Here is a 10557-nt window from a genome sequence, read left to right as displayed (position 1 = left end):
TCGGTGTGCCGAAATGCACTGTGGTGCAACCCGATTGGACTTCCCGATGGGTGATCATGCCGTCGCGCAACCGCAGCAGGCAGTGTCCCGTGTGCAATCGGCCGGCCCGGCCGGCCATCAGTTGCCACTGACTCACGGCCGCTGCGGCCGATTGCGGCTTGCCGCACAGTTGGCCGTCGACCTCGAGCATCGAATCACAGCCGAGGACAACGCAATCCGCGGCGACGCCGCCGTCCAGCTCGCCGGCCACTCGTTCGGCCTTGGCGCGGGCCAGCTCGCCCACCACGGAATCGGGCGCGGCGTCCGGTCCCAGACCGGCGATGAGCGCGTCCTCGTCGACGCCGGACACGACGACCAGCGGATCGACGCCGGCCTGCCGCAGTACTTGGAGGCGGCCCGCGGAGGCCGACGCCAGTACCAGCCGGGTCACTGCTTCATGTGAGTCATCTGCTGGAACGTCAGCCGCTGGTAGTTCGACATCGCGAACCGCAGCCCGTCGACGGCAAGTCCCCAGCGGGTGCGCTCGTTGCGAACCTGTGCCGCCGGCGCGCCGCCGACACCGCTCAGCACGGCGATCAACGCCGCGAGCTCCTCGTCGGTGGGCTGGCCACGCAGGATCTGGATGTGCGGCTCGTGCTCCTGCGGCGCGGCGTCCGTCACGGTCTCGTCGCTCACAACGTCCTCGCTCACAGCGGGATGTTCCCGTGCTTCTTGGGCGGCAGGTGGGAGATCTTGCGTTCCAGCAGTCGCAGCGCCGTGCCGATGTAGCCGCGGGTGTGCGACGGCGGGATCACCGCGTCGACGTAACCGCGCTCGGCGGCCACGTAGGGGTTGACCAGCGTGTCCTCGTACTCCTGCTGCAACTGCAGCCGCAGCGCGTCGACGTCCTTGCCGTCCTTGGCCGCCTCCTTGAGCTGCTGGCGGTAGACGAATCCGACGGCACCCGAGGCACCCATGACCGCGATCTGCGCGGTGGGCCAGGCGATGTTGACGTCGCAGCCCATGTCCTTGGAGCCCATGACGCAGTAGGCGCCGCCGTAGGCCTTGCGGGTGATGACGGTGATCTTCGGGACGGTGGCCTCGCCGTAGGCGAACAGCAGCTTGGCGCCGCGCCGGATGATGCCGTTGTACTCCTGGCCGGTGCCCGGCAGGAAGCCCGGAACGTCGACGAGCATCACGATCGGGATGTTGAAGCAGTCGCAGGTCCGCACGAAGCGGGCGGCCTTCTCCGAGGCGTTGATGTCCAGGCAGCCGGCGAAGTGGGTCGGCTGGTTGGCCACGATCCCGACCGGGCGGCCGTCGATGCGCCCGAACCCGACGACGATGTTCTGGGCGTATCCGTTCTGGATCTCCAGGAACTCGTCCTCGTCGAGGATGCGGGTGATCACCTCGTGCATGTCGTACGGCTGGTTGGGCGAATCGGGGATCAGCGTGTCGAGCTCGATGTCCTCGTCGGTGAGGTTCTGCTCGATGGCACCCTCAGGAACCGGCTCGGCGTACCGCGGCGCGTCGGTGGCGTTGTTGGGCGGCAGGTAGCTCAGCAGATCGCGAACCCAGTCGAAGGCGTCCTGCTCACCGGAGGCGACGTAATGCGCGGTACCGGACTTCGCCATGTGGGTGTGGGCGCCGCCCAGCTCCTCCATGGTGACGTCCTCGCCCGTGACGGTCTTGATGACGTCGGGCCCGGTGATGAACATCTGGCTGGTCTGGTCGACCATCACCACGAAGTCGGTCAGCGCGGGGGAGTAGACGTGGCCACCGGCCGCGGCGCCCATGATCAGCGAGATCTGCGGGATGACGCCGGAAGCCAGGATGTTGTTGTGGAAGATCTTGCTGTACAGGCCGAGCGAGACCACACCCTCCTGGATGCGGGCGCCTGCGCCGTCGTTGATGCCGATCAGCGGGCGGCCGGTCTTGATGGCCAGCTCCTGGACCTTGACGATCTTCTCGCCGTACACCTCGCCGAGGCTGCCGCCGAACACCGTGGCGTCCTGGCTGAAGATGCAGACGTCGCGGCCGTCGATGGTGCCGTAGCCGGTGATCACGCCGTCGCCCAGCGGGCGGTTGTTCTCCAGCCCGAAGTTCTTGCTGCGGTGCTTGGCGAGGGCGTCGAGTTCCACGAACGAGTCCTCGTCGAGCAGGGCGAGGATGCGCTCGCGGGCGGTCAGCTTGCCCTTGGCGTGCACCTTCTCGACGGCCTCTTCGCCGACCGGGTGCATCGCCTCTTCCCGGCGCTTGTGCAACTCGGCCAGCTTGCCTGCGGTGGTGTGGATGTCGATGGTGTGCTCGGCGGCCGGCTCGGCGGAGTGGTCGGTAACGCTTGTCATGGGAGACGAGCTTAGCGGCGAGGTAGTCTCCGCTGATGGACGCCCGACCGTTGGGGAGTTCGGTGGACTTCAGCGAAGAACACGACGTCCTTGTTGCCGGGTCCGGCGGCGGCGGTGTCACCGGTGCCTACACGGCTGCTCGCGAGGGCCTCGACGTGCTGCTGATCGAGTCGACCGAGAAGTTCGGCGGCACCACGGCCTACTCGGGCGGTGGCGGCGTCTGGTTCCCGTGCAATCCGGTGCTGTTGCGCGCCGGCACCGACGACACCATCGAGGACGCGCTCACCTATTACCGGGCCGTGGTCGGCGACCGCACTCCCCGCGAACTGCAGGAGACGTTCGTCCGCGGCGGCGCGCCGCTGATCGAATACCTCGAGCAGGACCCCAACATCAAGTTCGTGCCGCTGCCCTGGCCGGACTACTACGGCAAGGCGCCGAAGGCGCGGCTGGACGGTCAGCGGCATATCGCGGCGAAGCCCCTCAAGGTGGCCGCCGCCCCCGAGCTTCGGGACGCCATCCGCGGACCGCTGGATACCGAGCGGCTCGGCGTCGCGACTCCCGCCGACTATTACCTGGGCGGACGGGCGCTGATCGCCCGGTTCCTCAACGCCATCGGGCAGTATCCGGCGGCGTCGCTGCGACGCGACACCGCCCTCGTCGAGCTCGTCATGTCCGATGGCGCCGTGACGGGCGCGATCGTCGAGACGGCCGGTGAGCGCCGCGCGATCCGCACCCGCCTCGGGGTACTGCTGGCCGCCGGCGGCTTCGAGAACAACGACGAGCTGCGCCGCGAGTACGGCGTGCCGGGTGAGGCGCGAGACACCATGGGCGGCCCGGGAAGTCGCGGCCTGGCGCTGCAGGCCGGCATCGCGGCCGGCGCCGACACCGATCTCCTGGACCAGGCATGGTGGTCGCCGGGCATGACGCATCCCGACGGCCGCTCCGCGTTCGCGCTGTGGTTCACCGGCGGGATCTTCGTCAACCAGTCCGGCAACCGGTTCGTCAACGAGTCGAGGGCTTACGACCGGGCCGGCCGCGAGATTATCGCGCAACTACAAGACGGCTCAATGACGTTGCCGTACTGGATGATCTACGACGACTCCGACGGCGAGGTGCCGCCGGTGAAGGCGGCCAACGTCCCCATCGTCGAGACCGAGAAGTACGTCGCCGCCGGCCTGTGGCACACCGCGGACACCCTGACCGAACTCGCTGAGAAGATCGGCGTGCCGGGTGGTCAGCTGGCGGCAACGGTGGCCCGGTTCAACGGTTTTGCCGCCGCCGGCGTCGACGAGGACTTCGGCCGCGGCGACGAGGCATTTGACTGCGCGTTCTCGCAGGGCGCGTCGCCACTGGTGCCCATCGACCGCCCGCCGTATCACGCCGCGGCGTTCGGCATCTCCGATCTGGGCACCAAGGGCGGCCTGCGCACCGACAGCGCGGCCCGGGTACTCGACGCGTTCGGCAACCCGATCCCCGGCCTGTACGCGGCGGGCAACACGATGGCCGCGCCCAGCGGCACCGCCTATCCCGGTGGCGGCAACCCGATCGGGACCAGCATGCTGTTCAGCCACCTGGCCGCGCTGGACATGCGGGACCGGCGCGGCTGAGTTCTAGGCTGGATCCAGTGACGGACCGGGAGCACCTGAGACAACCGCTGGATGCGGCCGCGCTGCGGGCCGAGTTGATCGGCGCCGGGCTGGGCTGGCGGCAGCTCGAGATCGTCGAGCAGACCGGCTCCACCAACGCGGACCTGTTGGCGCGAGCCAGCTCGGGGACCGACGTCGCCGGGGCGGTGCTGATCGCCGAGCACCAAACCGCGGGACGCGGACGCCACGGCCGGGGCTGGTCGGCCACCCCACGCGCCCAGATCATCATGTCGGTCGGTGTCAGCATCGTCGACGTCCCGAGCCCCGGGTGGGGCTGGCTGCCACTGGCCACCGGCGTCGCGGTGGTCGACACGGTGAACCCGCTGCTGGAAGGTACTGGGATGCGGGCCGGCCTGAAATGGCCGAACGACGTGCTGGCCGGGTCGGGCGATTCCCGGGGCAAGCTGGCCGGAATCCTCGCCGAGGTGTCCAAGCCTGTCGTCGTAATCGGGTTGGGGCTCAACGTAACTGAGGCTCCCGAGGGCATCGACGGGGGTGGGGCGACCTCGCTGCTCGACCTCGGTGTGGCGGCGCCCGACCGCACTCAGCTGGTGTGCGGACTGCTGACCGAGCTCGGCCGGCGGATCGTGGCCTGGCGGGCCGCGCGCGGCGCCGACTGGGCGCTGGCTTCCGACTACCGGGCGCGCAGCCTGACCATCGGCACCCGGGTTCGGGCGCACCTGCCCGGCGGTAAGGAGGTCGTCGGGACCGCGAGCGGCATCGACGACCAGGGCAGGCTGTTCCTGGAGAGCGACGGGGAGACCGTCGTGGTCGCCGCCGGCGACGTGGTGCATTTGCGCTAGTTACCCGGGCCCGTCGCAGCTAATGTCGCGAACATGAGCTATCCGGATAACGTCCTGGCCCCCGGCGAGCACGTCATCGTGCACCGTCATCCGCATTGGAAGCGGTTGATCTGGCCGGTGCTGGTCCTGCTTCTGGCCACGGCGCTGGCGGCGTTCGGGTCCGGCTACCTCAACTCGACCCACTGGGATCAACTCGCCAAGAACATCATCTACGCCGTCATCTGGGGGGTCTGGCTGGTAATCGTCGGCTGGCTGACGCTATGGCCATTCTTGAGTTGGCTGACAACGCATTTCGTGGTGACGAACCGGCGAGTGATGTTTCGGCACGGCGTGTTGACGCGCACCGGCATCGATATCCCGCTGGCGCGGATCAACAGCGTCGAATTCCGGGACCGGCTAACCGAGCGAATGTTTCGCACCGGCACGCTGGTCATCGAATCGGCATCACAAGATCCGTTGGAGTTCTACGACATTCCGCGCCTGCGCGATGTGCACGCGCTGCTGTATCACGAAGTCTTCGACACCCTGGGTTCCGAGGAATCGCCCGGCTGAGCAAACCGGCCGCTGGCCCGGTTGCGCCACGAGCGCAGCAGCGTGACGTTCCCGTCTTCCAAGCTGCCCTCTAACGCGTCCTCGAAGACCTCGGCGATGCCCCCGGCGGTGAGGGCGGCGTCCAGCGCCTTCTCGGGTTCCTGCACGAATTGGTCCGGGAACACCCAGCGCCGGAACGCCCAGAAGCGGAACGCCATCTGCAGCAGGTTCCCGATGATGTAGGCCGAGATGAAGTCGGCGATGTTCTCCGCGGTCAGCGACACCATCGGCTCGCGCAGCTGCAGGACGTAGCTGGAGAACCACAGCGGCGCCATGCTGAGCAGAACGCCCACGCCGCTGAATGCGAAGAACAACAGCGCCTCGTGGTGACGCTCCCGGCCGCCACGATTGCGGAAGCTCCATTCGCGGTTCAAAACATAGGACGCGATGACCGCGACAATCCCGGCGATGACTTTCGCCGTTACCGGCTTCGGTTCAAGAATTGTCAGCTTCAACGTGTAGAAAATTACCGAGTCGATGACGAACGTGGTACCGCCGACGATGGCGAATTTGATCAGTTCGTGGTGGCGCAGCAAATACGGCTGAATAACCCGGGGCATCCGCGCGATTGTGGCGTCGGTGAAGGACACAAGTGGCCAGTGTACGTATCCACCCAAAAACGACGCAAAATCGTACATAACGATTAGGCGTCACCGCCGGTCAACACACCGCTGGCGCCGTGACACGATGATTGCCGTGCCGAGTACACGCCCACCCGCCCGCTCTGTTTCGACAGCCCCGACAGTTGCCATGGTCGGCGGCGGTCAGCTCGCGCGGATGACCCATCAGGCCGCCGTCGCGTTGGGGCAGACGCTGCGCGTGTTGGCCACCGCCCCCGACGAGCCGGCCGCCCAGGTGACACCCGACGTGGTGATCGGATCGCACACCGACCTCGAAGACCTGCGCCGGGCGGCGACCGGCGCCGATGTACTCACGTTCGACCACGAGCACGTCCCGAACGAGTTGCTGGAGAAGCTCGTCGCCGAAGGCGTCAACGTCGCACCGCCGCCGCAGGCCCTGGTGCACGCCCAGGACAAGCTCGTCATGCGCCGGCGGCTGGAGGCGCTGAACGTCCCGGTGCCTCGCTATGCCGAGATCCGCAGCATCGACTCACTCGATGCGTTCGCGCGGCGTGTCGGCGGCCCCGTGGTCGTGAAAGCGGTCCGCGGCGGTTACGACGGGCGCGGCGTGCGGATGGCCCGGGACGCTTCGCACGCCCGTGAAATCGCGGCAAGCTTCCTGGCCGATGGGGTGCCGGTGATGGCCGAGGAACAGGTGGACCTGCGCCGCGAGTTGTCCGCGCTGGTAGCTCGCTCACCCTTCGGGCAGGGTGCGGCGTGGCCGGTGGTGGAGACCGTGCAACGCGGCGGGATCTGCGTCCAGGTGATCGCGCCCGCTCCCGACCTGCCCGGCGAGCTGGCCGCCAGCGCCCAGCAGCTGGCCCTGCGGCTGGCCGGCGAACTCGGCGTCGTCGGGGTGTTAGCGGTCGAGCTGTTCGAGACCACCGACGGTGCGCTGCTCGTCAACGAGCTTGCGATGCGCCCGCACAACTCCGGGCACTGGACCATGGACGGCGCGCGCACCAGCCAGTTCGAGCAGCACCTGCGGGCGGTACTGGACTATCCGCTCGGCGATACCGACGTGACTGTGCCCGTGACCGTGATGGCCAACGTCCTGGGCGCCGCGCAGCAGCCCGAGATGACCATGGACGAGCGGTTGCATCACCTGTTCGCACGCATGCCCGACGCGCGCGTTCACCTCTACGGCAAAGAGGAACGGCCTGGCCGCAAGATCGGCCACATCAACTTCCCCGGCACGGAAGCCGACCTGACAACCGCGGCGAAGCTGCGTGAACGCGCTGAGCTAGCGGCAGACTGGTTGTCACACGGACAGTGGACGGACGGATGGGATCCACATGAGTAGACCGCCGCGGGTCGCGGTGATCATGGGCAGCGACAGCGACTGGTCGGTGATGACCGACGCGGCGGCGGCGCTGGCTGAGTTCGACATACCGACCGAGGTCCGGGTGGTCTCGGCGCATCGCACGCCGGGGCTGATGTTCGACTACGCCCGCGAGGCGGCCGACCGCGGCATCGAGGTGATCATCGCTGGTGCGGGCGGGGCCGCCCACCTGCCCGGAATGGTCGCGTCGGCGACGCCGCTGCCGGTGATCGGCGTGCCGGTCCCGCTGGCGCGCCTAGACGGCCTGGACTCCCTGCTGTCGATCGTGCAGATGCCCGCGGGTGTGCCGGTGGCCACGGTCTCGATCGGGGGCGCCCGCAACGCCGGGCTGCTGGCGGTGCGCATGCTCGGGTCGTCCGACCCGGCGCTGCGGGCGCGCATCGTTGAGTTCCAGGCCCAGCTGGGGGACAGCGTGCGGGCCAAGGATGCGGCGCTGCAAGAGCGTCACGGTAAAGTTACCGGCGAGTAGCAATAGGAGGCTGAGATGGCCGGATGGGCCGGAAACCCCACTTTTGATCTGTTCCAACTGCCCGAAGAGCACCAGGAGTTGCGGGCCGCGATCCGGGCGCTGGCGGAGAAGGAGATCGCTCCGCACGCCGCCGACGTGGACGAGAACTCACGGTTCCCGGACGAGGCGCTTCAGGCGCTGAACGCTTCTGGTTTCAACGCCGTGCACGTGCCCGAGGAGTTCGGCGGCCAGGGCGCCGATTCCGTCGCGGCGTGCATCGTGATCGAGGAAGTAGCCCGCGTCGACGCCTCGGCGTCGTTGATTCCCGCCGTCAACAAGCTGGGCACCATGGGCCTGATCCTGCGCGGCTCCAACGAACTGAAGAAGCAGGTGCTGCCCTCGATCGCCGACGGCACCGCGATGGCGTCCTACGCGCTGAGCGAGCGCGAGGCCGGCAGCGACGCGGCGTCCATGAGGACGCGGGCCAAGGCCGACGGCGACGACTGGATCCTGAATGGCGCCAAGTGCTGGATCACCAACGGCGGCAAGTCGAGCTGGTACACCGTCATGGCGGTCACCGACCCGGAGAAGGGTGCCAATGGCATCTCGTCGTTCATGGTCCATAAGGACGACGAGGGGTTCATCGTCGGTCCCAAGGAGAAAAAGCTCGGCATCAAGGGTTCCCCGACCACCGAGCTGTATTTCGAGAACTGCCGCATCCCGGGCGACCGGATCATCGGCGACCCGGGCACCGGCTTCAAGACCGCGCTCGCCACGCTGGACCACACCCGGCCCACGATCGGCGCGCAGGCCGTCGGCATCGCCCAGGGTGCGTTGGATGCCGCGATCGCATACACCAAGGACCGCAAGCAATTCGGCCGCCCGGTCAGCGACAACCAGGGTGTGCAGTTCATGCTCGCCGACATGGCGATGAAGGTGGAAGCCGCGCGCCTGACCGTGTACCACGCGGCCGCTCGCGCCGAGCGTGGCGAATCCAACCTCGGCTTCATCTCCGCGGCGTCGAAATGCCTTGCCTCCGATGTCGCGATGGAGGTGACCACCGACGCGGTGCAGTTGTTCGGCGGCGCCGGCTACACCATCGACTTCCCGGTCGAGCGGATGATGCGCGATGCCAAGATCACTCAGATCTATGAGGGCACCAATCAGATTCAGCGCGTGGTGATGTCGCGGGCGCTGTTGCGCTGATCCATTTCTCCGGCGTTGGGTCGGGTGTTTCTTCCCCGAAAGCCCAGCGTTGCCCAATAGGATTTTGCACGGCACCCATTCGGGGTGGGAGGGCCACACGTAGAGTCAGCGTTGGCGCACCGCAGCTTCGAGTCGGGACGTCGTCGCTAACAACGGGTCCTAACCGCGGCCAGGGGGTCAAAGTGCAGAACGTGACTTCCTGTGGCCTCCTCGGAGCCCTTCTGAGAACGACGCGGAATTGATGCCCGTGCGCGCTCCCGTCACCCCGACCGCGAGTTGGCAGTCTTTATCGTTGCTGTTGGTCGAGGATGACCGCGCCGACGCGGTGTTGGTGGAAGACCTGATCTCCGATGCGGTCACCGATATCCGGGTGGTGTGGGCGCAATCGATGGCGCACGCCGAGCGCGAGCTCGAGTCCGCCCGCCCCGACTGCGTGTTGCTTGACCTGCATCTGCCCGACGCCAATGGCATGGACGCGCTGGACCGCATCGCGAAGCGCGATGCGACCGTTCCGATCGTCGTGCTGACCGGTCTGAACGACGAGTACTTCGGGGCTTCCGCGGTCGCCGCGGGCGCCCAGGACTACCTGGTCAAGGGCCGGGTCGAGCCGGAGATGCTGCGGCGCGCCCTGCTGTACGCGATCGAGCGCAAGCGTGCCGAGCTGATCGCCGCCGACTTGCACGCGACCCAGCTTCGGGCCCGCGAGAACGCCTTGCTGGAACGGGGGCTGCTGCCCTCACCGCTGCTGCTCGACCAGCCCGGAGTCGAAATCGTCGCCCGGTACCGCCCGAGCCGGGAGGACGCGTTGCTCTGTGGCGACTTCTACGACGTCGTTCAGACGCCCGACCGGATCGTCCACGTCCTGATCGGCGACGTCGCAGGCCACGGACCGCACGAGGCGGCGCTGGGCGCGGCGCTGCGTATCGCGTTCCGCGCGCTGACATTCGCCGGCGTCACCGGAGTCGAGTTGATGCGCCAGCTCGAGCGGGTGCTGCACTCCGAGCGAACCGACACCGGCATCTTCGCGACGGTGCTCACCCTGGAGATCCCGGCCGACAGCCCGCGCATCACCGCGATCCGTGCCGGCCATCCCGGGATGCTGCTGCAGGACAACGGAACCGTCGATTGGATCGAACCACCGGGCGGGGCCGCGCTGGGCCTGCGCGCCGACGACTGGCCGCGTTACGAGCTGGAGCTGCCCGCGGGGCACGGCCTGCTGTTGCTGACCGACGGACTGTTCGAGGGATATTCGGGAGAAGGCGCCAAACGTCTAGGGGAAGACGGATTGCTCGCACTTGCCAGGTCAAACGCGAATCTGCCGGGCCCGGCGTTCGTCGACGCGCTCATCGACGGCGCGCAGAAACTCGCCCAGCCGCGCGGTGGCCTCACCGATGACATCGCCGTGCTGCGCATCGAGAGGACGACGACGTGACGCCCCCCTGGTTGCGCCGCCTGCGGCTGTCGCAGCTGACCGTTCGGGGCTGGCAGGCCCTGGTCCTGCTCAGCATGGGCGGCATGGTGCTGGCCGGTGCGCTGATCGGGTCGGTTCTGCTCGACCGCACCGACGACATGTC

11 protein-coding genes are annotated in these 10557 nt (G+C 67.9%); 7 read left to right on the top strand and 4 right to left on the bottom strand.

Annotated features, from left to right (window positions below; all coding sequences use genetic code 11):
• From JOZ00_RS21085 to JOZ00_RS21075, 3 genes are all read right to left on the bottom strand, one after another.
• Positions 1-430 (bottom strand): Maf family protein (locus tag JOZ00_RS21085; protein ID WP_293347485.1); only part of this gene is annotated, 430 nt, incomplete at its 3' end.
• The gene (locus tag JOZ00_RS21080) at positions 427-690 is read right to left on the bottom strand and encodes an acyl-CoA carboxylase subunit epsilon (protein WP_293347482.1); all 264 of its coding nucleotides are present in this window, start codon (positions 688-690) and stop codon (positions 427-429) included. The genes JOZ00_RS21085 and JOZ00_RS21080, both read right to left, overlap by 4 nt.
• Positions 687-2327, bottom strand: a complete 1641-nt coding sequence (locus JOZ00_RS21075; RefSeq protein WP_293347479.1) for an acyl-CoA carboxylase subunit beta — start codon at positions 2325-2327, stop codon at positions 687-689. Before JOZ00_RS21075 ends, JOZ00_RS21080 begins: the two co-directional genes overlap by 4 nt.
• Positions 2328-2362: 35 nt before the next feature.
• Here JOZ00_RS21075 and JOZ00_RS21070 point away from each other — a divergent pair, with 35 nt between their 5' ends.
• From JOZ00_RS21070 to JOZ00_RS21060, 3 genes are read left to right on the top strand one after another with little or no spacing between them, the layout of a single operon-like run.
• Positions 2363-3934, top strand: coding sequence for an FAD-binding protein (locus JOZ00_RS21070; RefSeq protein ID WP_293347476.1), 1572 nt, complete (start codon positions 2363-2365; stop codon positions 3932-3934).
• 17 nt (positions 3935-3951) lie between these two features.
• On the top strand, positions 3952-4776 hold the full coding sequence (locus JOZ00_RS21065) for a biotin--[acetyl-CoA-carboxylase] ligase (protein ID WP_293347472.1): 825 nt from the start codon (positions 3952-3954) through the stop codon (positions 4774-4776).
• Positions 4777-4809: 33 nt separating this feature from the next.
• Positions 4810-5328, top strand: coding sequence for a PH domain-containing protein (locus JOZ00_RS21060; RefSeq protein ID WP_293347469.1), 519 nt, complete (start codon positions 4810-4812; stop codon positions 5326-5328).
• Here JOZ00_RS21060 and JOZ00_RS21055 read toward each other — a convergent pair.
• The gene (locus JOZ00_RS21055) at positions 5283-5957 is read right to left on the bottom strand and encodes a GtrA family protein (protein WP_293347466.1); all 675 of its coding nucleotides are present in this window, start codon (positions 5955-5957) and stop codon (positions 5283-5285) included. The two genes, JOZ00_RS21060 and JOZ00_RS21055, sit on opposite strands and share 46 nt — an antisense overlap.
• A gap of 97 nt (positions 5958-6054) precedes the next feature.
• Between JOZ00_RS21055 and JOZ00_RS21050 the strand changes: the two genes are divergently transcribed.
• The 4 genes from JOZ00_RS21050 to JOZ00_RS21035 all read left to right on the top strand — a co-directional run bounded on the left by JOZ00_RS21050 (position 6055) and on the right by JOZ00_RS21035 (position 10415).
• Positions 6055-7290 (top strand): 5-(carboxyamino)imidazole ribonucleotide synthase, encoded by a 1236-nt coding sequence (locus tag JOZ00_RS21050; RefSeq protein ID WP_293347463.1) that lies wholly within the window; start codon positions 6055-6057, stop codon positions 7288-7290.
• A complete protein-coding gene (purE, locus tag JOZ00_RS21045; RefSeq protein ID WP_293347460.1) occupies positions 7283-7798 on the top strand; it encodes a 5-(carboxyamino)imidazole ribonucleotide mutase in 516 nt (171 codons plus the stop codon). Before JOZ00_RS21050 ends, purE begins: the two co-directional genes overlap by 8 nt.
• A gap of 15 nt (positions 7799-7813) precedes the next feature.
• Positions 7814-8983, top strand: a complete 1170-nt coding sequence (locus JOZ00_RS21040; RefSeq protein WP_293347457.1) for an acyl-CoA dehydrogenase — start codon at positions 7814-7816, stop codon at positions 8981-8983.
• Between the two features lie 241 nt (positions 8984-9224).
• The gene (locus JOZ00_RS21035; protein ID WP_293347454.1) at positions 9225-10415 is read left to right on the top strand and encodes a fused response regulator/phosphatase; all 1191 of its coding nucleotides are present in this window, start codon (positions 9225-9227) and stop codon (positions 10413-10415) included.
• The last annotated feature ends 142 nt before the right edge of the window (positions 10416-10557 follow it).

The organism is Mycobacterium sp., assembly GCF_019243155.1.
Taxonomy (GTDB): Bacteria; Actinomycetota; Actinomycetes; order Mycobacteriales; family Mycobacteriaceae; genus Mycobacterium.
This window is presented reverse-complemented; position numbering and strand designations above follow the sequence as displayed.

What these genes read in the sequence shown, in the direction of transcription:
- JOZ00_RS21075 (WP_293347479.1), bottom strand. Translation starts at nt 2,327, where the DNA reads ATGACAAGCGTTACCGACCACTCCGCCGAGCCGGCCGCCGAGCACACC.
- JOZ00_RS21070 (WP_293347476.1), top strand. Translation starts at nt 2,363, where the DNA reads ATGGACGCCCGACCGTTGGGGAGTTCGGTGGACTTCAGCGAAGAACAC.
- JOZ00_RS21060 (WP_293347469.1), top strand. Translation starts at nt 4,810, where the DNA reads ATGAGCTATCCGGATAACGTCCTGGCCCCCGGCGAGCACGTCATCGTG.
- JOZ00_RS21050 (WP_293347463.1), top strand. Translation starts at nt 6,055, where the DNA reads ATGATTGCCGTGCCGAGTACACGCCCACCCGCCCGCTCTGTTTCGACA.
- purE (WP_293347460.1), top strand. Translation starts at nt 7,283, where the DNA reads ATGAGTAGACCGCCGCGGGTCGCGGTGATCATGGGCAGCGACAGCGAC.
- JOZ00_RS21040 (WP_293347457.1), top strand. Translation starts at nt 7,814, where the DNA reads ATGGCCGGATGGGCCGGAAACCCCACTTTTGATCTGTTCCAACTGCCC.
- JOZ00_RS21035 (WP_293347454.1), top strand. Translation starts at nt 9,225, where the DNA reads ATGCCCGTGCGCGCTCCCGTCACCCCGACCGCGAGTTGGCAGTCTTTA.